This window comes from Cupriavidus sp. 01L415 (assembly GCF_056400065.1).
In genome coordinates this window covers 63,629-84,906 of record NZ_JBFTSP010000023.1, presented here as the reverse complement: position 1 = coordinate 84,906, position 21,278 = coordinate 63,629, and the positions used below count along the sequence as shown (strand labels likewise).

General features: G+C 60.7%; 19 protein-coding genes and 4 pseudogenes. 10 read left to right on the top strand and 13 right to left on the bottom strand.

Annotated features, from left to right (window positions below):
• Positions 1-313: 313 nt before the first annotated feature.
• The 6 genes and pseudogenes from AC1DOX_RS24310 to AC1DOX_RS24285 form a co-directional block, all read right to left on the bottom strand.
• A pseudogene (locus AC1DOX_RS24310) lies at positions 314-925 on the bottom strand (glutathione binding-like protein).
• Between the two features lie 249 nt (positions 926-1,174).
• Entirely contained in the window at positions 1,175-1,714 is a 540-nt protein-coding gene (locus AC1DOX_RS24305; protein WP_441621956.1) for a carboxymuconolactone decarboxylase family protein, read from the bottom strand.
• A gap of 166 nt (positions 1,715-1,880) precedes the next feature.
• A pseudogene (locus tag AC1DOX_RS24300) lies at positions 1,881-2,147 on the bottom strand (LysR substrate-binding domain-containing protein); the annotation flags it as partial.
• Between the two features lie 155 nt (positions 2,148-2,302).
• A complete protein-coding gene (locus AC1DOX_RS24295; protein WP_441621954.1) occupies positions 2,303-2,935 on the bottom strand; it encodes a LysE family translocator in 633 nt (210 codons plus the stop codon).
• Positions 2,936-3,004: 69 nt separating this feature from the next.
• Entirely contained in the window at positions 3,005-3,490 is a 486-nt protein-coding gene (locus AC1DOX_RS24290) for a carboxymuconolactone decarboxylase family protein (RefSeq protein WP_441621952.1), read from the bottom strand.
• Positions 3,491-3,520: 30 nt separating this feature from the next.
• Positions 3,521-4,270: a sulfite exporter TauE/SafE family protein gene (locus tag AC1DOX_RS24285; protein ID WP_441621950.1), complete on the bottom strand. Its 750-nt coding sequence runs from the start codon at positions 4,268-4,270 to the stop codon at positions 3,521-3,523.
• Positions 4,271-4,364: 94 nt separating this feature from the next.
• Here AC1DOX_RS24285 and AC1DOX_RS24280 point away from each other — a divergent pair, with 94 nt between their 5' ends.
• Entirely contained in the window at positions 4,365-5,261 is an 897-nt protein-coding gene (locus AC1DOX_RS24280; protein ID WP_441621948.1) for a LysR family transcriptional regulator, read from the top strand.
• A 373-nt stretch (positions 5,262-5,634) separates the two neighbouring features.
• On the opposite strand, the gene AC1DOX_RS24275 is transcribed toward AC1DOX_RS24280, so the two are convergent.
• Positions 5,635-6,168, bottom strand: coding sequence for a hypothetical protein (locus AC1DOX_RS24275; RefSeq protein WP_441621946.1), 534 nt, complete (start codon positions 6,166-6,168; stop codon positions 5,635-5,637).
• A gap of 226 nt (positions 6,169-6,394) precedes the next feature.
• Here AC1DOX_RS24275 and AC1DOX_RS24270 point away from each other — a divergent pair.
• The 3 genes and pseudogenes from AC1DOX_RS24270 to AC1DOX_RS24260 form a co-directional block, all read left to right on the top strand.
• A pseudogene (locus tag AC1DOX_RS24270) lies at positions 6,395-6,559 on the top strand (PrpF domain-containing protein); the annotation flags it as partial.
• An 80-nt stretch (positions 6,560-6,639) separates the two neighbouring features.
• Positions 6,640-8,094, top strand: coding sequence for a bifunctional 2-methylcitrate dehydratase/aconitate hydratase (locus AC1DOX_RS24265; protein ID WP_441621944.1), 1,455 nt, complete (start codon positions 6,640-6,642; stop codon positions 8,092-8,094).
• A 244-nt stretch (positions 8,095-8,338) separates the two neighbouring features.
• On the top strand, positions 8,339-8,692 hold the full coding sequence (locus AC1DOX_RS24260) for a peptidase dimerization domain-containing protein (RefSeq protein WP_441621942.1): 354 nt from the start codon (positions 8,339-8,341) through the stop codon (positions 8,690-8,692).
• 580 nt (positions 8,693-9,272) lie between these two features.
• Here AC1DOX_RS24260 and AC1DOX_RS24255 read toward each other — a convergent pair.
• From AC1DOX_RS24255 to AC1DOX_RS24230, 6 genes and pseudogenes are all read right to left on the bottom strand, one after another.
• Positions 9,273-9,417: pseudogene (locus AC1DOX_RS24255) on the bottom strand (IS6 family transposase); the annotation flags it as partial.
• Between the two features lie 22 nt (positions 9,418-9,439).
• Entirely contained in the window at positions 9,440-10,168 is a 729-nt protein-coding gene (locus AC1DOX_RS24250) for a MotA/TolQ/ExbB proton channel family protein (protein WP_441621940.1), read from the bottom strand.
• Between the two features lie 50 nt (positions 10,169-10,218).
• A complete protein-coding gene (locus tag AC1DOX_RS24245) occupies positions 10,219-10,887 on the bottom strand; it encodes an energy transducer TonB (RefSeq protein ID WP_441621938.1) in 669 nt (222 codons plus the stop codon).
• A gap of 186 nt (positions 10,888-11,073) precedes the next feature.
• A complete protein-coding gene (locus AC1DOX_RS24240) occupies positions 11,074-11,445 on the bottom strand; it encodes a hypothetical protein (protein ID WP_441621936.1) in 372 nt (123 codons plus the stop codon).
• Between the two features lie 721 nt (positions 11,446-12,166).
• Positions 12,167-13,378, bottom strand: coding sequence for a porin (locus tag AC1DOX_RS24235; RefSeq protein ID WP_441621934.1), 1,212 nt, complete (start codon positions 13,376-13,378; stop codon positions 12,167-12,169).
• Between the two features lie 131 nt (positions 13,379-13,509).
• Positions 13,510-14,514 (bottom strand): Bug family tripartite tricarboxylate transporter substrate binding protein, encoded by a 1,005-nt coding sequence (locus AC1DOX_RS24230; protein WP_441621932.1) that lies wholly within the window; start codon positions 14,512-14,514, stop codon positions 13,510-13,512.
• Between the two features lie 268 nt (positions 14,515-14,782).
• Between AC1DOX_RS24230 and AC1DOX_RS24225 the strand changes: the two genes are divergently transcribed.
• From AC1DOX_RS24225 to AC1DOX_RS24200, 6 genes are all read left to right on the top strand, one after another.
• A complete protein-coding gene (locus AC1DOX_RS24225) occupies positions 14,783-16,234 on the top strand; it encodes an aldehyde dehydrogenase family protein (RefSeq protein ID WP_441621930.1) in 1,452 nt (483 codons plus the stop codon).
• Positions 16,235-16,275: 41 nt separating this feature from the next.
• Positions 16,276-17,820: an acetolactate synthase large subunit gene (locus AC1DOX_RS24220; RefSeq protein WP_441621928.1), complete on the top strand. Its 1,545-nt coding sequence runs from the start codon at positions 16,276-16,278 to the stop codon at positions 17,818-17,820.
• Positions 17,821-17,921: 101 nt separating this feature from the next.
• On the top strand, positions 17,922-18,845 hold the full coding sequence (locus AC1DOX_RS24215; RefSeq protein WP_477112642.1) for an NAD(P)-dependent oxidoreductase: 924 nt from the start codon (positions 17,922-17,924) through the stop codon (positions 18,843-18,845).
• 39 nt (positions 18,846-18,884) lie between these two features.
• Positions 18,885-19,340, top strand: a complete 456-nt coding sequence (locus tag AC1DOX_RS24210) for a cupin domain-containing protein (RefSeq protein WP_441621924.1) — start codon at positions 18,885-18,887, stop codon at positions 19,338-19,340.
• An 11-nt stretch (positions 19,341-19,351) separates the two neighbouring features.
• The gene (locus AC1DOX_RS24205) at positions 19,352-19,648 is read left to right on the top strand and encodes a DUF1330 domain-containing protein (protein ID WP_441621922.1); all 297 of its coding nucleotides are present in this window, start codon (positions 19,352-19,354) and stop codon (positions 19,646-19,648) included.
• A gap of 90 nt (positions 19,649-19,738) precedes the next feature.
• A complete protein-coding gene (locus tag AC1DOX_RS24200) occupies positions 19,739-20,602 on the top strand; it encodes an IclR family transcriptional regulator (protein ID WP_441621920.1) in 864 nt (287 codons plus the stop codon).
• Positions 20,603-21,278: the final 676 nt, after the last annotated feature.

Below are 21,278 nucleotides of genomic sequence, written 5' to 3'. Positions count from 1 at the left end.
GCGCGAACGCCTGCAACTGCGCGCGTTCATCTTCGCTCAACACCAATTCGGCCTTCGGTCTGCCCGTAATCATCGCGATATCTCCGTTCCCAAAATGCCGAAACGGGATGCAAGACTAATGCCAGTTATTTGCGGGACAGGACACTAGATCGGCCGGACCTACCGCACAGCTCTATCCGGCCGGCCCGGGTTTCCTCAGCTCTTGGTCGGACTCCTCAAAATCGCCCCTTTCAACATCGACGCGCGTCCGGCCCACGTGCTCGCACCCAAACCCGTCACGTTCCGCAAATCCTTCCTATCTACAGCCTTCCGGTTAGGCTGCTGTCACTTCGAGCCCACGCCGCACTGCCGGGCGCGCGAGGGCGCGCGCGAACCACGCTTGCACATGAAGAAAGTGGTCGAATCCAACAAGTTCCCGGGCTTCGTAGAAGCCGATCAGGTTACGCACCCAGCCGAGCAGCGAAGTATCCGCAATGCTGTAGTCGGCGCCCATCACCCAATCCCGTCCGGCGAGTCGCTCGTCGAGGACACTGAGCAACCGCGTAGATTCGGCAACGTAGCAATCGCACGGGCGCTTATCTTCATAGGCTTTGCCAGCAAATTTGTTAAAAAACCGACCTGGCCGAACATCGGCCCGACACTGCCCATCTGCCACATCAACCACTGGATCGTTTCATAGCGCCTGCTGGAATCGGTGGATAGAAACTGCCCCGCCTTGTCCGCGAAATAGTTCAGTATCGCTCCCGATTCGAACAAGGCCGGCGGCCGACCGATCGGACCAGGATCGTAGATCGTAGGTCTCCTCCAGCATGATGCCGACCTTCACTCCGTTGGGCGTCGGCAAGGAAAAGAGCTGGAGTCGATCGGGGTACGGCACCGGCCAGCGAGCAAAAATCGGATGATTAAGTGTCACTGTCTTCCTCATATACTTTTATGCTTCATAGACAATGCCTGGATGTATCCCAGGATGCTTCTCGGATACATCCAGACCTGCCGTTACATTTGCACCGGATGGCATCCGGAGGTGGGTGATGTGACCGGACGGAGTTCAGATCGGCCTAGCTAGCATGACAGCGGGAAAATATCTCTCAGAGCCGAGCATTTTGGCCAGGGCGTTTTCGGCGATCATTGCTATTCCTATGGATTGATACAATAAGCGGCTCAGCAAAACGGCTCAATCTACGGGCGGAAAATCGACATCGGTACCGTTGATACGGTTGAACGTGTTGGTGAAGATGCCAAGCGCTATGGTCAGTGAGATCTCTGCCAACTGAGCCTCGTTATAGCCGGCCGCACGGATGGCGTTGAATTCGCCATCGCTGATCGTGCCGCTTGTGGTATGCAGATGAGACACGAAACGCACCAAGGCATCACGCTTGACGTCACCTGTCGGCCGCTCCGCGCGAATGGCACGCAGTGCCTCCACCTGCAGACCCGTCAACTTGCCCACGTAGCTGTGCGCGGCCACACAAACCTCGCAGCCGGTCTTCTCACTAATTAGTAGTTTGATAATTTCGTGCTCTTGCCGGCTCAGGCCACCCGAGTTCAATGTGCCTTGAGCGTCGAGGACCGCAGCCAGAGACGCAGGGACTAGATAGCCTAGTGCAGCGTATGTATTGGGGACACGGCCGCCGGAAATCTTCTTCACTCGCGCATAGATTTCGGCGGTGGCGCCGGTGGCGGATTCGACGGCGGGGATAGCGATACGGCTCATGGTGTGATCCTTTTCTTCATCAAGAGGTAGGGCTTTTCACTTTATGCCTACCTCATAACTATTTGCGAGACTGCGCTAGATCAAAAAAATGCCAAAAAAGATCAAATGATGATGAATCTTCCCTACTGCCCGTACGCGCCACAGACATCTCTTTAGGAAGCACTTGTGCGAGGACACTAGCTGCCACGTCAAAATGCGGATGCCGCGAAAAAATCTCGGCGGCCCAGTTCACGATCACACGCACTTTGGCCGACAGGTGACGACTCTGTGGTTACATCGCCGAGATTGGTGGTTCGTCGGTCTGCCATTCGGTCATGATTTCAACCAGTCGGCCGCTGTGGATATAGGGCTCGGCCATCGCCCGTGAAATGCGCGCAATACCGTGTCCTTCCAATGCGCAACCCAGATAGACGTCGGCATCGTTGGTGGAGATCACGGGGTTGCTTTGCGTGAAGGGACAAGTTGAGTTTGCGTAAGAGATGATGAATTGCGTTTTCTCCTCCGTTGATGGGGGGGTTGGAGTCGTTCCAGCATGCCGACCTTGGTGCGGATGACTTTCTTATCCTGAGTCAGGATTGACTCAATCCCCTACCGGCGCGCTTCCATAGCCATCCGAACGGCGAGGCCTGTCAACACGGTTCCCATCATCCAGCGCTGCATCACCAACCATCTGGGCTGGCGCGCGAGAAATCCGGCGATCGAACCCGCAGTCACCGCGATAATCGCGTTCACGCTGATACTCACGGCAATCTGCACGAAGCCGAGTGCGAGCGACTGTCCGAGTACGCCGCCGTGCCGCGGATCAATGAACTGTGGAAGCAGCGACAGATAGAGCACCGCAATTTTCGGGTTCAATAGATTCGTCACAAGCCCCATCATGAACAGCTTGCGCGAACTGTCGGGCGGCAGTTCGCGTACCTGGAATGGCGAACTTCCACCCGGCTTCACCGCTTGCCACGCGAGCCAAAGCAGATAAAAGGCGCCGCCGAAGCGAAGAGCGTCGTACGCAAACGGCACCGTGAGAAGCAACGCGGTGATGCCAAGAGCCGCACACAGCATGTAGACGACGAATCCGAGCGCGACGCCGCCGAGCGAGATCAGCCCAGCGACGCGACCCTGGCAGATCGAGCGTGAGACCAGGTAGATCATGTTCGGGCCGGGCGTAAGCGCGATGCCCAGTGCGACGAGGCCGAAGGCCAGAAGAGAGGTGAGTTCAAGCATTGCATGCCTCGATGACGGAGCCGGACAAAACCTGGACGTGTGATACCAAGGAGGCCCGGCAAGGGCGGCTTACTCGGCGGGCCGAGCGTCGCCGATAATTCGATTAAAGGTATTAATGAAGATATCGAGAGCGACGGTAAGCGAAATCTCCGCCAGTTGAGCGTCGGTGTAACCGGCCGCTCGGATGGCATTGAATTCGTCCTCCTTCATCGTGTCACTCGTGGTTTGTAGGTGGGACACGAAACGTGCCAAAGCATCACGCCTGGCGTCACCTGTTGGCTGTCCTGCGCGAATGGCACCCTGCGCATCCACCGGCAGAGCAGTCAAGTCACTATCGAGGTTATGCGCTGCCATCCAACCATCGCAACCGGACTTCTCACTGACTAACAGCTTGATTACTTGGTGATCTTGCTGGCTCAAACTGCCCGAGTTCAATATGCCTTGGGCTTCGAGCATCGCGGCTAGGGACTCCGGAATGAAATAGCCATTCTTCACCCGCTCATAGATACCGGCGGAGGCGCAATACATGTTGTTGGGAATAGCGCTATGGCTCATGGGGTGAACTCTCTGTTATGAGATTCGGCCTCAGGAGAACGGACGCAGCGTGAGTTCGACGCCCAGTACCACGAGAAAGAGGAGAAAGCAGCGGCGGAAGGTTTTCGCGCTGATCTTCTGCCGCACAATCGACCCCAGCCACATTCCGACGAGAGCTGGAAGGACAGCCATCAGCGACAGGCTGAGCTGGTCAAGCCGGAATGCGCCATTGGCAAAGAGCCCCCCTGCGAGTGCAAGCGTGGAGACGGTAAACGAAAGACCAAGGGCCTGAACAAGCTCGTCTTTCTGAAGACCCAACGACTGCACATAAGGCACGGCAGGAATTACGAAGACGCCGGTGGCGCCAGTCACCACCCCGGTAACAATGCCGATGACGGGCGAGAGCCAGGGCTCGAGCCGTTCCGGGACCGAGAGCGTTGGCGAGAACAGCGCATAGGCGGCATAAGCGATCAGGGCAAGTCCCAGCGTCCGTCCCGACCAGACGGGGTCAACGATTACCAGCAGTCGCGTCCCCAGAACGGTACCGATCACGATGCAGAGCATCATTGCCGACAACCGCCGCATAAGGCGAAGCTTGTCTGGCCCGGCCAGCATTTGCCACACGTTGGTCACGAACGACGGAATTATCAAGATCGCTGCCGCCGCGACCGGCGACATCACAGTCCCGAGCAGGCCCATTGCAACCGTGGGCAGGCCCATTCCAGTCACGCCTTTAACGACACCGGCCCCAAGAAACGTGGCAAGGAGCAGGCAGCTCAGTTCGATGGTCAGAGTATTCATGGAGGGTATTACGCCTCCAATCGTGAACTGGCACAATGCGGTTTTTCCGATGCTACCTTCGGATTGTCCGAAGGTAATCCGTCATGGTGACTGCATGAAATTCGATCTCGCGGATCTGCGCCTGTTCCTCTGTGTGATCGACGCCGGCAGTATTACGGCCGGGGCCAGACAGGCGAATCTCGCATTGGCCTCGGCAAGCGAGCGCATCAGTAACATCGAATCGGATGCCGGTGTCGCCCTGCTTGAAAGGAGCCACAGGGGGGTAGTGACCACCGAGGCGGGGGAGGCACTGGCGCATCATGCGCGCCTGATACTCAGGCAGCACAGCCTCTTGCAGGGAGAGCTACGTGAGTTTGGTGCCGGCGCCCGAGGTACGCTGCTGTTGTATGCGAACACGGCAGCGTTGACGGGTTTCCTGCCGCAGAGGCTCGCGCCGTGGCTGGCGCAGCGTCCTCGCCTAAACATTGATCTGAGAGAGCGTACGAGTTCCGAAATCGTGAAGATGATCGGCACAGGGCTGGCCGAAGCGGGTGTGGTATCCGATGCGGTAGACCCCGTAGGACTCGTAATCCAGCCAGTCACCAGCGACCATCTCGTCCTGATTGTTCCCGTTGAGCACCGACTCGCAGGATCGAAGGCGGTCTGCTTTGCCGACGTCACTGGCGAGCAGTTCGTTGGGCTGGAGGCCGGGAGTGCGCTTCAGGACCATATCGACGAACACGCCGCCGATCTGCGCAAGACGCTGGCATTCCGTATCCGCATGAAGAACTTCGAGGGGGCGTGCCAGATGGTGTCGCAGGGGGTGGGGGTAGCAATCGTCCCACAAGGGGCCGCAAGGCGCTTTCGAGGCAGGTATCCGTTCAGGACCCTCACGATCAGCGATGACTGGGCGCGCAGACAGCTCTGTCTGTGCTTCCAGCAATGGCACACGCTGTCTGCGCCGATGCAAAGCCTGCTGACGCATCTCGGCGGCGGAGCGCAGACCCTGTAGCCGCTCGTGCGGCCGGCGGGCGCGTGAATGCCATCTGGATTTCCTGGCCGAAACGGTCCCTGTCGCAGTGCGCTGATTTCATGTTCACCCCACCGACAGTGGGCCGGCCGAGCCATTGCCGCGGTCGGCCGCAGCCAAGAACCGTCATTGAAAGATAAAATTTGACCGGTTGAGTCAGTAGTCGGTAAGAGCCAGTGAGCAACCGGTGAGGAGCAGTCCAGCTAATTCCGAGCCCCCTTCTCACCGCACCCACCAAGCGGAACGAGCATGCAGGACTTCGACAGGCTCAAGGTCGACCAGCGGCCAGCGTCAAATCCGGTGCTGGCGAACTTTGCCGGTGCCGCGGGTCGGCCATTTCCAGAGTGGGTACAGGTCATCCGGTGGAGCCCGCCCCACTGGGGCTATCGATCTCACTATCGATCTTTCTCTCCAATTTCAGATAGGTATCGGCTGCGACCAGGCCAAACACCACGTGTGCCAGGAAACTTAGAGCGCCGCGCGCTTCGGCAAACCATTGGAAGACCTGGGTCATGCCATAGAAGTTAGTCCAATACACGGCGACGCCGAACACAGCGCCAGCAAGCGATGCCATCCCAACGCTCGAATCGAAGCTGAACGGTGCCATGATCACTGCCAGGACCAGCCCAAGCACGATGGACAGCGCAAAATGCACGATCAACGCCGTGAGCATGATACCAATACCAAGTGCAGCTTGCGACACTTCGCTGGGACCCATGACAATCGCGGCAATCATCCGCAGCGGCACCCAGGGGCTCTCACCCATCAGCCATAGCGCGCCCAGTTCGACGACCAGAAAGACCACCCCGGCGGCGAAGCCGGCCACCGCGGCGGCACGCCAGTCAGGTATTCGCCGCGTAAAGTGGTGCGAGTGCATATGAAGTTCCATAATGCCCTCCTGTAGATGCGGCCTGACCGGGCCACTTCCGAGAGACAGTTTAGGAAATGTGGCACCAGGTGCAACCAGTCGCGCATGGCTGCATCAAGCGCCGCGGAAGATCTTGGGTCAAGAAACGGCTTGAGCTAATTCGCGCAACTTTGGAGTCCCTTTGATTCCCGTGCAATACCCCCAAGCACCCATGCGGGTTCCCGCGCGACGATCTCCTAAAATCCCAGTCACCTTCCCGGCCGCCGAAGTGCAGGTCGAGTTCATGGACCCGGCCGCAGAGGAAGAAGGCGCCGGCGGCGCGATGTTCCCGATCGGTGACGTGGTCGACGACCCGGAAGTGCCGGGCGTCGGCATGCTCAAGGCCACCATGATCAACGCCGGCATCCCGACCAAGCGCACGCGTCCTGATCGAAGGCTGGGTGTGCGTGCCGGACGAGGCGTTCTGATACTTACCCTCCAGCGAGGCTGACCATGTCCACCGACACGCCGTCCGCACAACGCCCCGATCCGGACCAGGTACTGGTCGACATCGTCGACTATGTGACCGGCTACGAGATCAAGAGCGGGCTCGCCTACGACACCGCCCGCAACTGCCTGATCGACACCCTCGGTTGCGGGCTCGAAGCCCTGTCCTACCCGGCGTGCACCAAGCTGCTGGGTCCCATCGTGCCGGGCACGATCGTGCCGGACGGTGCGCGCGTGCCGGGCACGCAGTTCCAGCTAGACCCGGTCCAGGCTGCCTTCAACATCGGCACGATGATCCGCTGGCTGGACTTCAACGACACCTGGCTGGCGGCCGAATGGGGGCATCCGTCCGACAACCTGGGCGGCATCCTGGCCACCGCCGACTGGATTTCGCGCAACAACATCGCCGCCGGCCGCAAGCCGCTGACGATGAAGGCCGTGCTCACGGCCATGATCAAGGCGCACGAAGTCCAGGGCTGTATCGCGCTGGAGAACTCCTTCAACAAGGTCGGGCTCGACCACGTGGTGCTGGTCAAGGTGGCCTCCACCGCCGTGGTCGCGCAGATGCTGGGGCTGACGCGCGACGAGATCATCAATGCCGTGTCGCTGGCGTGGGTCGACGGTCAGAGCCTGCGCACCTATCGCCACGCGCCCAACGCCGGCAGCCGCAAGAGCTGGGCCGCAGGCGATGCCACCAGCCGCGCGGTGCGGCTGGCGCTGATCGCGCGCACCGGCGAGATGGGCTACCCGTCGGTGCTGACGGCGAAGACGTGGGGCTTCTATGACGTGCTGTTCAAGGGACAGCCTTTCAGATTCCAGCGCCCTTATGGCTCGTACGTGATGGAGAACGTGCTGTTCAAGATCTCGTTCCCGGCCGAGTTCCACGCGCAGACCGCCGTGGAAGCCGCAATGGCCCTGCATGGCGCGCTGGCCGACGCCGGCAAGACCGCCGCGGATATCAAGCGGGTCACGATCCGCACGCACGAGGCCTGCCTGCGCATTATCGACAAGACCGGCCCGCTCAACAATCCCGCCGATCGTGACCACTGCATCCAGTACATGGTCGCCGTGCCGCTGCTGTACGGCCGCCTGACCGCCGATGACTACGAGGGCAAGGTAGCGGCCGACCCGCGTATCGATGCGCTGCGTGCAAGGATCGTCTGCGTAGAAGACAAGTCATTTAGCGCCGACTACCATGATCCGGACAAGCGCTCGATCGCCAATGCGCTGACGATCGAACTGGACGACGGCACGGAGCTGGACGAAATGCTGGTCGAGTACCCGCTTGGCCACAAGCGCCGGCGCGCGGAAGGCATCCCGTTGCTGGTGGAGAAGTTTCGGACCAACTTGGCGCGGCGTTTCCCGCCCAAACAGCAGGCGGCGATCCTTGCCGTATCGCTCGACCAGGCCAGGCTGGAGGCGATGGCCGTCAATGAGTACCTCGATATGTATGCGATATAGGTTATCGTCTCGCATCTTCATGCCGAACTCGGCATAGGCTCTCAAGATTTTCCTCACGCATAGTCACTGCCATTGCCTGCACAGGGACCTGCAACACTGAGGTTTCCGAGGAATTTCGCCTTCCAGTAGGTCAACATTACATAACCTACTGGAAGGCGAAAAACAGGGGAGCTCATACATTGAAGTTGCGGCCACATCCGCTTCCGGCTCTACTTCGATTCAATCGCCGTGTCCGATCAGGTCGATGGACTCATTTGACCGGTTGGCCGACGGCAAGACGGTTGCCCTCGCAATCTCTGAACCACAGACGACCTTCAACATCACCATGCTCAAGGCCGGTGGTGCCACCAACGTCATCCCCGATCAGGCCACCGCCTACGCGGACTTGCGCGTGGCGGTGCCCGAGGAATTCATCTTGTGTCTCCTGAGTGCGACCCGCCCCGAGCTATACGAGGGCAGCACGTTGGGGCGGGAATCGAATGAATTACGATTTCGGCGTCGCAAGCCTTCGCGGCGGACGCCGATTTGGAAGCCCAAGGAAACGTCGATGTCTCCATGGGATACGGCAATGTGCTCATCAACGAGCCAGTCGCGTTAGGGACTCTATGCTCGAACGCGGCCTAGGGCTTTGAGATATGCCCAGCCTTGGACGGTAATCTGAGGGCGGGTACGGTTCGGTCCATGTGACTCGAGCGTTACCAGTTCATGCGCGAGCAACGCCTCCACATCTGCGCAGTCCAACTCTGCTGGCTCGGAACAGCCGTTTACCAGTACCAGAGTGGCGAACTCATGATGACTCAGCACAGTCGTCTCCTAAGCTATTGGTCTAATAGTGCTACGGGACTTCAATACCGTCCGTGGCATGCAGTCTGGCTCGCGCAGGCCGCTTCCATCAGACGTGGGGTTCTGGCTGGTGAGCGTTTGTCTTCGCGCTCGGAAAAAACATCCTAGTCGCTCGAGGCATACTGTTCAAGAGACTCAAGGGCATGCCCGGAGTCGTCAGACAACTCGAAGCAGCATTGCCTGCCCATGTATCACCATCTGATGCATATCAAATGTTCTGCAATGCAGACCGAAATTTCGGAAATTCCTTCGAGCGAGTAGACGGAGCGGCGCCAACCTTGTCGTTACGAAAGTCTTCGCTTCGGGGGCCTGGCTCCAGAGTGGGTAAGCCCCCATCAGCCACTTCGAAGGAGCTGGCCCGTGGCTTTCATGTGCACGAGTTCGAATTCCGTCTATCAGGATGCTCGCGCAGCGAGTAGCTTTGAAGCCAAGCATCTGTTGGACGATGCGCTTGATCACCCGATGGTCCTGCTCAACGAGCACGCAGCGAGGGGGACGACGCTCAGTTCTCGATGGCCATGCGCATCGATGCGCCGTCGAAGCGGGCCGCGGTAGTCGGGCGCAAGCGGTCTCCGGTCATGAAGTAGGCGTGCAGATCGTGCTCAAAGCGGTTGAGCTTGCTGATGACGCCCTTGTTGCTGCGGCTCAGCGCGTTGAAGCCGAGCACGGCCGGGACAGCCACGGCCAGGCCGAAGGCGGTCATGATCAGTGCCTCACCCACGGGGCCGGCCACCTTGTCGATGGTCGGCACTCCCGACGCGCCGATCCCGAGCAGTGCGTGATAGATGCCCCAGACCGTACCGAAGAGACCGACGAACGGCGCGGTCGAACCAATCGATGCCAGCACAGCCAAGCCCGATTGCATGCGCGCCACGGCTTCGTCAATCGCGCACTTGAGCGAGCGGGTCAGCCAGTCAGACATATCGAGGACAGCGTGCAACGAGGGATCGCCGGCGCGATGGAATTGGGCGGCTTCGCGGCCTGTGACGGCCAGCGTGCGGAACGGGTTGGCATCGCGGGCGCCAAGCGTATCGAGTGCGTGATCGAAGTCGTCCGAGTACCAGAAGCGCCTTTCCGCGCCATTTGCCATCTTCCTGAGGCGAACGAGATCCCACGCCTTGGTGAGAATCACTATCCACGAAAGCAGTGACATGATCAGCAGAATAACGGCGGTCGCACGCATGACGAGGTCGCCTTGCGACCAGAGGTGGGAGAGTCCGAGTTCCTGCATGGTGGTTCCTGAAAGTCAGTATTTGGAGGTTTCAGAAAGACTCCGGGAAATCAGTTCAACTCGAAGTCGATTGGCTGCTGGGCGGTTGCCGCCACGGGGCGACCGTTCTCCATATAAGGCTTACAGCGCATTGCCTGCACGGCATTGATCGCCGCCGTATCAAGGCGCGTCGATCCGCTCGACGTCACCACGGCTGTCTTGATCACGCGGCCGCTCTCATCAGTCGTCAGACTCACCACCGCTCTACCGGTTTCACCCATGTGGCGCGACTGAGTCGGATAAGTGACTTTTGGCGGCGAGCACGCGATCTCGCCGATCCCTACGACGCGCGGCGCGGCGTTTGCCGGCGTGGATGCCGCGGGCGACTCCAGTGCCTGGTCTGGCAGGACCGGCTGTGCCGACGGTGCCGGCAGCGCCTCGATCGCATTCGGCGTCGGCGGCAGCGTCGCGACGGATGTCGGGGTCGGTTTCTGCTGATGCGGTGTCAGATGTGGCGTCACCACCTTGACCTGCGATGGCGGCGTCTGCGGTTCAAACTTGGGCGGTTTGGGCGTAGGCGGTTGCTGTGGGGGCTCCATCGGAATGAGTCGGGCAATGATCTCGGGAGCGATGACGGCCTCGGTCATCTTGCCAGCCAGCCCGCTATGGATCAGGTACAGCAGTCCTGCGTGGAGCAGCAGGACCACGATGGTGACCTTGAGAAGTCGTTGATCAAACATGGCAAGAGTGCCAGGTTAATTGGCGCCGACAATTGGTTGGCTCCGACTTTTGAAGAGATCAGCGAACGGCTTTTCGAGGGGTTCCTTGGCAAGGCATGTGTCCTTGAGGCGGCATTCGACGACTCGATGTCGGTGCCGCGAAGGCGTCAACTCGCCTTTGCCATCTTAGCTGCTGAGAGCGCCCGCTCAAGGAGGCAATACGGTCAGGCCCGAAGCACCACTAGAGGTTGTCCTCCGCTGGCTCCTGAGAATATCGTTTTCGTCGAACTCGAACAGAACTGTCGACGACCGGATCTCGCCTCCGGCAAATAACGGGCCAATGAACGGAATAAAACTCTCAGGATGAGGCTTGGAGGTCGCAAACGAATAGATCAGTATTGCGGACCCGTTGCTTAACGTCGCCTGGGATGTGGGAGTCCCAAGCTGCCCGGTCACGTCGCCAAGGGTGGAGAAACCCGGGATGAAATTCGCCAATTGCTCCGGCTTGACGTCAACGCCCGTCGATACGCAGGCAACCATCAGGCCGCACACCGCAATCATTACGTAAACCCGGTTCATGTCGTCACCGCCCCGCTTCCTGCGCCGTGACTGAAAACGTGCTAGTCGCCGTGGCGCGAGTCTGGCTGGGCAATGCGCCCAGCACACCCCGTACGTGAAGGATAGAACTTTGCCGCGCGGCCAGAATTGGAGACCTGTTGGCACGCCTATCCCTCTCTTCGCCCCCGAGCCCTTGCGGTAGCCGAGCCTTCTCGGCAAGCGGAGCGTGTCAGACCAAACTTCCACATCGGTATGTGGATTCCGCTGTGCCTGAGCAAAGAATTTTGCGTCTGCGCTGGTAACCCCGGGTTAGCGCTTTGCCGTAGTGTCCCGGAAGGCAAATGCAATGGGGCGCTTCGATACCGGCTGGGCGATCCTCTCGATGATATTTCCCCAACTTCTGGTGGCCATTCTCAATAAGAAAGAGCCGAGGCCGCACAAGACGTCGTGCGCGCTGCACTAAAATGGCAGGAATGGCCGGCGGGCCTCAGCAGACGGCTGTCACATGTCGGCCAGGAAGCGACGATCGACAGCACGCCCCGAACGGCGGCTCTACGCTTGGCTGCGGCCATCCAAAAGATCCTCATGCCCAGCTCCCGACCTACTTCTGCGCGACGTTCGTTCCCCGGAGCGGACATCCGATTGATGCGTACGTCAAAGAACGCCTGAGCCTTCGTAGACATCCTTGCAAGCTCCGGGTGCTCAGGAACCAGACCGACGTCCGAGTTATGGCTCCATTCCCTCATCGTAGTGGGCGTGCACCACCTATTCCTTGCCGGTCTCCCGGCGCGCTCAGAACTAACTTGTGCCTGACGCCGACCGCCACCCCAAACATGTGGTTCTTGTCTTTGCCGAGGTAGTAGCCGTTTGCATAGCCGATCGCGGCGGAATCCATGTTCAATGCCGCGTTGCGCGTGTACGCCGTGGTGAGATACACATCGGTCCGCCTGGAGAAGCTGTAGTCCGCGATGAACAGCACTTGCCAGGGATTGGGTGTATTCACGCCGCTAACGTTCTTGGCATCGTCGTAGTAGTAGCCTACCGTCAGCGCAAGCGCCGGGGTAGCCTGATAGTTGACCCCAAACCAGTAGTAGTCGTCGCGCAGCACGGTGGCATCGTTCTGGCCGGTGCTGCGGCCCCATCGATAGCCCGCCATAACCTTGGCATTACCAACGGCATAGCTGGCCGCAGCCGCAGCCTTCCTGACCATTCCCGTCTCGCCCGCCACGCTGACTGTCGGGTTGTACTGGTCATAAGCGGCCGTAACACCGAATGCCCCTGAGCTATACGCGAGTCCCGCTCCATAGCCGGAATCCCGCCGGAACTGCCCTGGCACTTCCCCGCTGCCTGACACGCCGTTACCGAAAGTCCAGTGAGTGACGGCGGTTAGGCCACCGAATTGACCGGTGTACTTCGCCACGTTGTCGGAGCGGTAGTTCACACCGGTGCCCAGGATCAAAGGCTCATACTGCAGACCAAATCCCGTCGGGGAGAAGTTGGCCAGGACATCAAAGAGAGATGTGTATTGCCGACCGAACGTCAGTTTTCCAGCGACCGCATGGTCGAGCCCGACATAAGCCTGGCGTCCGAACAGGCGTCCGCCCTGCTGCGACCTTCCATCATCGACACCGAAGCCGCTCTCCAGCACGAACAATGCCTTGAGTCCGGAGCCAAGGTCTTCGGCTCCACGCAGGCCCCAGCGCGAGCCGGACAGTCCGCCCGACGTCATGCGCGCCAAGTCCTTGCCGGGACCCAGAGCCAGACCGTTCGCTGCGCTGGGTGTAACCGTCGACATGTTGGTGACGTACTCCACATTGCTATCAAGCACGCCATAAAGCGTCACACTGGTTTGTGCGTCGACTGCGCAAGCGACCAGCGCCAGCGGTGTTGCCGCCAAACAGGCGCTGGGCGACCTGCGCCGGCACTGCGATACCGCCGATGAATTCCACTGCATTGCTCTCCTCCCTGTTTTTTTCTTGAGATGAAGCGTCCCCTTCCGGCCACGGATGACCGGTTGCTGGAAGCTGATATGGAATCGGACCGCAGGGGTCCGGGACAATCAGAGGTGGGAGGCCGCTGCGGTGCTTACTCGACGACGATCCCGCGTTCCTTGATCAGCGTTGACAGCCGCCTGCTCTCGTCAGTCAGCAGGTTTCGGAAAGCTGACTTGTCCAGTGCCACAGGTTCGGCGCCGAGTTGCGCGAACCGTTGCTTGAGCACTGGCGAGGCCAACACCTTCTTTAACGCCGCAGAAAAGCGCTCGCTGATCTCGGCCGGGACCTTATTCGGTGACCAGACACCGAACCAGATATCAAGGCTCGCATTGCGGATGCCCAGGTCCGCGTATGACGGCGCATCCGGAAAGAACGGCGACCTGCTCTCGCTCGCCACTGCCAGCAGCTTGACCTTGCCACTTCGGATATGGGGGAAGCCAATCCCCGGATCGAATACGACGTCCGCCTGACCGGCCATCACATCCTGCAACGCAGGGGCGGAGCCTTTGTAAGGCACGTGCGTGATCGACGTGCCGTTGCTCTGGTTGAACAACTCCGCGGCGAGATGCGGTGCCGTACCGGTACCGGCCGACGCGATGGTGATCTTGCCCGGGTGCGACTTCGCCGAAGCGATGAACTGTTTGACGTCCCTGGCCTCGAGCGTCGGACGGGCGACCAGATACATCTGGGCGCGTCCAATCGCCATGACGGGCGTCAGGTCCCGGGACGGGACGAGATTCGACTTGAACAGATACGGGTTGGCCGTCTCAACCGAGGTGGGCGCGATCAGAAACGTGTACCCGTCCGGCGCCGCCCTCACGACTTCTCCGACCGCCAGGTTGCCGCTCGCCCCCGGCTTGTTGTCGACGATCACTGTCTGCCCCAGTGCTTCATTCAGCAACTGCGCAATCGCACGCGCCATCACGTCCGTTCCGCCGCCGGGAGCGAAACCCACCACCAGGCGGATCGGCCGTGCCGGCCACGCTGGACTCTGGCTCGCGGCCGGAAACGCCGCACCAGCCAGCATGGCGGCCGCCAGTGCCAATGCCGCGCGGCGTGAACGGAAATGAGGAATGGGGCTGAAGCGGTGGGTCATGGTGGTTGTCTCCTGGATTGTGATTGCGGTCGGAAGCGCCGTCGGTCGAACCATAGACGGACCGCCTGAAGTTGTAAATAGGGTTACATGGTTATCCATAGGATAATTTATTGAGAAAGTGCGCTATAGCCGATTCTGCTATAAATTATCGTATGGATAACGTACATACCCTATTTACAACGTTACTGCGATGTTCTACCGTTCAGTTCATCGGCAGTGGCCTGACCGCGATCGGGCCCGCCGCAACGCAAAAACTACGAGAGACAACGTGCTTGATAAGAGACAGTTCCATATCAATGGGGAGTGGGTAATGCCCGCACGTCGCCAAGACCTGGCGGTGATCGACCCATCCACCGAGCAACCCTGCGCGGTGATATCCGTCGGTGAAGCCATCGATGCCGACCGGGCGGTGCAGGCGGCAAGACAAGCCTTCTCGGGCTGGTGTCGCACTGACCCGGGCGAGCGGCTTCGGCTGGTCGAGCGCCTGCTGGACATCTACGAACGACGCGCCGCGGAAATGGCCCGGATGATCAGCCTTGAGATGGGGGCGCCCGTCGACATGGCGCGGGCCGAACATGTCGGTGCCGGCGCGTATCACATGAGGAACTTCATTGCCGCGTTTCGCACGTTCTCGTTCGAACGTTCCCTCGGCACGCATGCACCCAACGATCGGATCCTGATGGAGCCGATCGGCGTCGCCGGCCTCATCACCCCGTGGAACTGGCCCATGAATCAGGTCACGCTGAAAGTCGTGCCCGCATTGCTGGCCGGATGCACCGTCGTGCTGAAGCCATCCGAGATCGCGCCGCTCTCCTCGATGCTCTTTGCCGAATTCATCGAGGAAGCCGGCTTTCCGAACGGAGTGTTCAATCTCGTGAACGGGGACGGCACGGGAGTCGGCGCGCACCTGTCGTCCCATCCCGATATCGACATGATCAGCTTCACGGGCTCGACCCGTGCTGGCGTCGCCATATCAAAGGCCGCAGCCGAAACGCTCAAGCGAGTGGTGCTCGAGCTCGGCGGGAAAGGGGCCAACCTCGTCTTTGCCGACGCAGATGCGGATGCGGTCAGACGCGGAGTGCTCCATTGCTTCAAGAACACCGGCCAAAGCTGCAACGCCCCTACCCGTATGTTGGTCGAGCGCTCGGTCTATGCGCGCGTAGTAGACGAGGCCCGGGAAGTCGCCGAGAACTTCGCAGCCGAGGCGGCGCACGCGCCGGGGAAGTTCTTCGGCCCGCTGACCTCGGCGGCGCAATTCAGGAAAGTCCAGGAGATGATCGAGACAGGCATTGCGGAGGGCGCGCGACTTGTTGCAGGCGGCCCCGGGCGTCCCGAAGCGCACGAATGTGGCTACTTCGTGCGGCCAACCGTTTTCGCCGACGTGACCAACCAGATGATCATCGCCCGCGAAGAGATCTTCGGCCCTGTGCTCTCGATCATTCCTTTCGACACCGAGGAAGAGGCAATCGCCATCGCGAACGATACGCTGTATGGGCTGGCCAATTACGTGCAATCGACTGATGACGAACGATGCCGCCGCGTCGCGGGCCGACTGCGTTCGGGCATGGTGGAGATGAATGGCAGGCCGCGCGCACCGGGATCTCCTTTCGGTGGCATCAAGGCGTCCGGACGTGCCCGCGAAGGCGGGATCTGGGGCATCGAGGAGTTTCTCGAAGCCAAGGCAGTTTCCGGCTGGACGGATCCTGCCTGCTCGCGCTGACCCCACGCGACCCATCTTCATCGAATCGGAGAACACACAACATGAATGGCGCCGAAAGTCTGGTCACCACACTACTCGAGTCGGGCATCGATACCTGCTTCGCCAATCCCGGCACCAGCGAAATGCATTTCGTCGCGGCCCTGGATCAGATTCCAGGTATGCGGTGTGTGCTGGGACTGCAGGAGAACGTCGTTACCGGCATGGCCGACGGCTATTTCCGCATGGCCCGGAAGCCCGCAAGCACGCTATTGCATTGCGGTCCGGGACTTGCCAACGGTTGGGCGAACCTTCACAACGCTCGCCGCGCTAATAGCGCGGTCGTCAACATCGTGGGAGATCAGGCGACCTATCACCGCCCGTATGACGCGCCCCTCACTGCCGATACGGCCGCGCTCGCGGGCGCCGTATCGGCATGGGTCCGCACGAGCCAGTCCGCAGCCGACGTCGGTCGTGATGCGGCCGCCGCGGCAGCCGCTGCGCGCACCGCGCCCGGACAGATCGCCACACTGATCCTGCCCTCGGATACGTCCTGGGATGCGGGGGGCGTTGCCGCGCGCGCATTGCCCGTACCGTCAGCGCCATCGATCGATACATTTGCCGTCGACAACGCGGCGCGGATTCTGCGCCAGAACAGCAATGACGTGCTGATCCTGCTTGGCGGCGAATGCGAGCTGCCCGAAGCGCAGGCGCTCGCCTGGCGCATTGCCAGCGCGACGGGCGCGACCCTGAAGTACGAGTACGTGATGGGGCGGGTCTCGCGTGGACGAGGCCGTCTGCCGATCGAGCGCGTGCCCTACAACACCGATCAAGCCATCACGATGATGGCATCGTTCCGGCACATCATCCTGGTCAACGCCAGGCCGCCAGTTGGATTCTTCGCTTACCCGGGCAAGCCGTCCCTCCAGTATCCGCGCGAAGCCCAGATCCATCATTTGTCGCGCGTCGACCAGCATCCCGAAGCGGCCCTGCTCGCGCTGGCAGAGGCGCTGAACGCGCCAGTGGTCGATATGCCGCCCGCGCAGCCCTGCCCGGGAATCGTTACCGGTGCACCCACGCCGGAAGGGCTGGCCCAGACGATCGCCGCCGTGATGCCGGAGAACGCGATCGTATCGGACGAAAGCATTTCGTATGGCCGCAGCTTCTACCGATTCACCCACGCTGCAGCACCACATGACTGGCTCTCACTGACCGGCGGTGCCATTGGCGACGGACTCCCGGTTGCAACCGGCGCGGCGGTGGCCTGTGGAGGCTCGAGACGGGTCATCAGCCTGCAAGCTGACGGCTCGGCGATGTATTCGCTTCAGTCGCTTTGGACGCAGGCACGTGAACGACTCCCTTGCACGACGATTCTGTTGGCCAACCGCAAGTACAACATCCTGATCGGCGAATACGAGAACGTCGGGGCATTACCGGGGCCCACGGCCATGAGCATGCTGGATCTGTCGAATCCCGATCTCGACTGGGTCAAGCTCGCCAACGGCATGGGGGTTGAAGCAGCACGCGCAACGACGCTCGAGCAGTGCGCCGACCTCATGAGGCAGAGCTTCCGCCAGGACGGCCCCTTCCTGATCGAACTGTTGCTCTGAGTGAAGGCCGGCACTGCAACATTTCCCGAAGCACGCCGCGCGCGGCACCGACTGGTGGACGCGGTGCGCGGAAATCTACCCAGATACGGAGACATACGAACGTGAGCGAGATTACCCACGTCGGTTTTTTAGGCCTTGGCAACATGGGTGCCGCGATGGCAATGCGGCTTATTCAACCCGGGTGCCGACTGCACGTCTACGACCCTGACGCGGAAGCCGTGTCGCGACTTGTGGACGCTGGCGCGGTCGCGCATGCCTGTCCGCGTTCGGTGGCAGATGCCGCCGCCATCGTCATGGCCTGCCTGCCAAGCCAGGCGGTATGCGAAGCGGCAATTTTCGGCCAGGACGGCGTGGCGGGCGGCAACGCGCTGCATACCTACGTCGAGATGTCGACGATCGGTCCGACTGCGGTGTCCTCCATCGCACAGAGACTTCAGCGTCAGCATATCGCCACGGTGGACGCGCCAGTCAGTGGTGGGCCGTCCGCCGCGCGTGCCGGCACCCTGTCCATCATGCTGTCCGGCGCGAGCCATGACATTGCACGCGCCATGCCCTCGCTGGGTCGCATCGCGAATATGATCCACAACCTGGGCGATCAGCCCGGCCAGGCACAGGCGATGAAGCTGGTGAACAACATCATGCTGGCCGCCAACATGGCCGTTGCATCGGAGGCGTTGGCGATGGGCGCCAAAGCAGGCTTGAACGCCGACGCCATGGCCGACGTCATCCGATCCAGCACCGGGCAGAGTACGGCGGCAGACATACTTGCTCGCTTCGCCCTCCCTGGATCCTTCGACTTCGGGGCACGCATGTCGATCCTCGCAAAGGATGTGGAGCTCGCCATCACAGAGGCCCGCAATCTGGGCGTACCGGCGCGCGTTCTGGAGCAGGCCCGGGGCGTCTGGCAAACGGCAATGGAAGAAGGACGCAGCCAGGACGACTTCACTTCGATCATCAAGAGCGTGGAGCAACGCGCCAACGTGCTGGTACGCGGGGCACCACGACGGGGACCCGCCAATCGGTGATCTTCAATCATGACAACGACAACATTCACGGAGCAGACCATGGATTCATCCAACGAAAACGTTCATTCCGCCACGCCGATTGCCAACGCCGAAACGCTTGCGGAAAAGCTTGCCTATGCCACGCCAGAAACGGCGCCACTGGTGCCGGGACGCCGCGCATTCTTCAAGTATCGGGACCTTGGCGTGACGAGGGCCACGGATGGCCGCATGCGCGCGCAGATCACGCTTGCAACGGGCGAAATGCAGCAGACCGGATGGCACTATCACCTCTGCGATTCGCAGTTCATTTATACGCTGCGCGGCTGGGTCGACCTGGTCTTCCAGGACGGCCGCCATATTCGCGTCAGCGCGGGAGAATCGCTTCTGATCCCTGGCGGACTCAAGCACAACGAGCTGGCGATCTCCCCAGACCTCGAGCTTCTCGAAGTCTCGGTTCCGGCAAAAATGGGAACGGTGGCCTGCGACCCGCCGGCGAACTTCACCGCATCCTTCTGATGGGAGACGACATGACGAAGGGTTATATTTTTGCCGAGGTAGACATCCATTCGCCCGGCGCGGAGTGGGATGAGTACGCCAGCAAGGTCCAGCCCACGCTGGATTCCTATGGCGGCGTGTTCCTGATTCGGGGAGGCACGCCCCACGTGCTCGAGGGCAACGCCAAAACCGGGACGTTCGTGGTTCTGGAGTTCGAGAGCCCCGAGCAGGCCGCGGCCTGGTACACCTCCACGGACTATCAACGCATTCTGCCGCTCCGCCTGCGCAATGCCGACGCGCGCGTCATCTGCTTGCCTGGAGCTGGCTGAAGCGCCGTGTCATCGCCGTGATAAACTCAAAAGTCGCTCACGCGCCCTGAATCCGAGGTTCGCGCCCCCTTCTGAGGAGTATCGACGGCTTTGACAGAAGCAAAAAAAACCATCGCAGAACCATCGGCGATATCGGCGGACGACGTGCCACCGACTGCTGCAGGCAATGGCGGAGGACGGCGCCGGATTCAGTCGGCCGACAAGGCAACGGAGGTTCTTCTCGCGCTTGTCGAGGCGGGTAAGGCGACGCCCCTCCGAGATCTGGCGCGCGCCATCGGCATGCCAAACAGCCTCGCGCATCGCTACCTCGCGAGCCTGATGGCAAGCGGTCTCGCGGTACAGAATGAAGTCACCGGTCTCTACGACCTTGGGCCGACTGCGGTGCGCATCGGCGCGTCCGCCCTCGCGCGGGTTGATCATCTGCGCCTCGCCAGTGAAGCGATGCCGCAACTGGTTGCCAGCACGGGATTACCCGCCCTGCTGTGCGTGCTCGGCGATCGCGGCCCCACCATCGTGCGATGGGAACGCAGCTATGTGCCGTTCATCACCACGTTGTCGGTGGGCTCGACATTCCAATTGACAAACTCGGCCACGGGTCGCGTGCTGCTCGCCTTCACCCCGGATCAGGTCAGGGATGACCTGATCGAGTTGGCCGTTTCGAAGAACCATGAACAGCCGCCAGCGAAGTTGCTCGAGCATCTTTCGAAGATCCGGCAAGTCGGATACGACGAAGCGGAATCGGTTCTCATCCCAGGACTGTCGGCCATGAGTGCGCCGATTCTCGATGTTCAGAACGAGGCAGTCGCGTGTCTGACGCTGATCGGCGCAAGCCCCGATGTCCGACGCATCAAGACAAAGGCAATCAAAGCGCTCGTCGAGGCAAGCGTGAGCATCTCGCGATCTTGCGGGAGCAACCTGTCGTTCGCCTCTTCATTGGCCGATCCGGCAACATAAGCCTGATCTCCTGCATTGCCGCCTGATCGTCTGCCAAAACCGGGCATCCAAGAAGGGTCGACTCCTGCCGACTGACACTGGCGTAGCGAATCTCGGGGTCGATCAGGCGCTTGCCGGCCAATTTCGGCCGATCGCCCCTACATCATCGGGCGACCGAAGTTGGTCGATAAGCGGCCTGTTGGCGTTGATTGACCTTAAGCGTCCAGTTCTTACTGCCCTGAGTCAATTCACGGGGTCCTGCGTCGTCCCCACGATGGAGGATCGTGGGGACGATGGATCGAGTGTCGACAACTATCGAGCAGCCGACCGCAAGGACTACGGCGCCGAGTTCAAGGCGATGGTACTGGAGCGGGCTCGGCACGCGGATTGTGCGCATTTGCCGCTGTTAGCGGCACAGCAATGTGCCATAGACCGACGCGTCATTCTCGACGCTGTCTACGAAGACCAGCACGGCTCGGCGGGGAATATTCTGTGACACGCTTTGTGGTTTCGCCGGCTGCGCCAATCATCCGTTCCGCCGGTGGCCGCTACCGTTGCCCGCTGGTGTCACGAACTTTGACCACAAGTAAGTAGTCCGCCGGATGCCACTAAAGTACAAGTGCATCCGATCCTGACGACCGAGTTTGCCAATCTCGCCGTGGACACGAGGCTGATGATGAGCTGACGTAGCAAGGGC

Bases quoted from the DNA above. Each gene is read 5' to 3' on its own strand.
- AC1DOX_RS24305 (WP_441621956.1), bottom strand. From the start codon at position 1,714: ATGAGCCGTATCGCTATCCCCGCCGTCGAATCCGCCACCGGCGCCACC.
- AC1DOX_RS24295 (WP_441621954.1), bottom strand. From the start codon at position 2,935: ATGCTTGAACTCACCTCTCTTCTGGCCTTCGGCCTCGTCGCACTGGGC.
- AC1DOX_RS24290 (WP_441621952.1), bottom strand. From the start codon at position 3,490: ATGAGCCATAGCGCTATTCCCAACAACATGTATTGCGCCTCCGCCGGT.
- AC1DOX_RS24285 (WP_441621950.1), bottom strand. From the start codon at position 4,270: ATGAATACTCTGACCATCGAACTGAGCTGCCTGCTCCTTGCCACGTTT.
- AC1DOX_RS24280 (WP_441621948.1), top strand. From the start codon at position 4,365: ATGAAATTCGATCTCGCGGATCTGCGCCTGTTCCTCTGTGTGATCGAC.
- AC1DOX_RS24275 (WP_441621946.1), bottom strand. From the start codon at position 6,168: ATGGAACTTCATATGCACTCGCACCACTTTACGCGGCGAATACCTGAC.
- AC1DOX_RS24265 (WP_441621944.1), top strand. From the start codon at position 6,640: ATGTCCACCGACACGCCGTCCGCACAACGCCCCGATCCGGACCAGGTA.
- AC1DOX_RS24260 (WP_441621942.1), top strand. From the start codon at position 8,339: ATGGACTCATTTGACCGGTTGGCCGACGGCAAGACGGTTGCCCTCGCA.
- AC1DOX_RS24250 (WP_441621940.1), bottom strand. From the start codon at position 10,168: ATGCAGGAACTCGGACTCTCCCACCTCTGGTCGCAAGGCGACCTCGTC.
- AC1DOX_RS24245 (WP_441621938.1), bottom strand. From the start codon at position 10,887: ATGTTTGATCAACGACTTCTCAAGGTCACCATCGTGGTCCTGCTGCTC.
- AC1DOX_RS24240 (WP_441621936.1), bottom strand. From the start codon at position 11,445: ATGAACCGGGTTTACGTAATGATTGCGGTGTGCGGCCTGATGGTTGCC.
- AC1DOX_RS24235 (WP_441621934.1), bottom strand. From the start codon at position 13,378: ATGCAGTGGAATTCATCGGCGGTATCGCAGTGCCGGCGCAGGTCGCCC.
- AC1DOX_RS24230 (WP_441621932.1), bottom strand. From the start codon at position 14,514: ATGACCCACCGCTTCAGCCCCATTCCTCATTTCCGTTCACGCCGCGCG.
- AC1DOX_RS24220 (WP_441621928.1), top strand. From the start codon at position 16,276: ATGAATGGCGCCGAAAGTCTGGTCACCACACTACTCGAGTCGGGCATC.
- AC1DOX_RS24210 (WP_441621924.1), top strand. From the start codon at position 18,885: ATGGATTCATCCAACGAAAACGTTCATTCCGCCACGCCGATTGCCAAC.
- AC1DOX_RS24205 (WP_441621922.1), top strand. From the start codon at position 19,352: ATGACGAAGGGTTATATTTTTGCCGAGGTAGACATCCATTCGCCCGGC.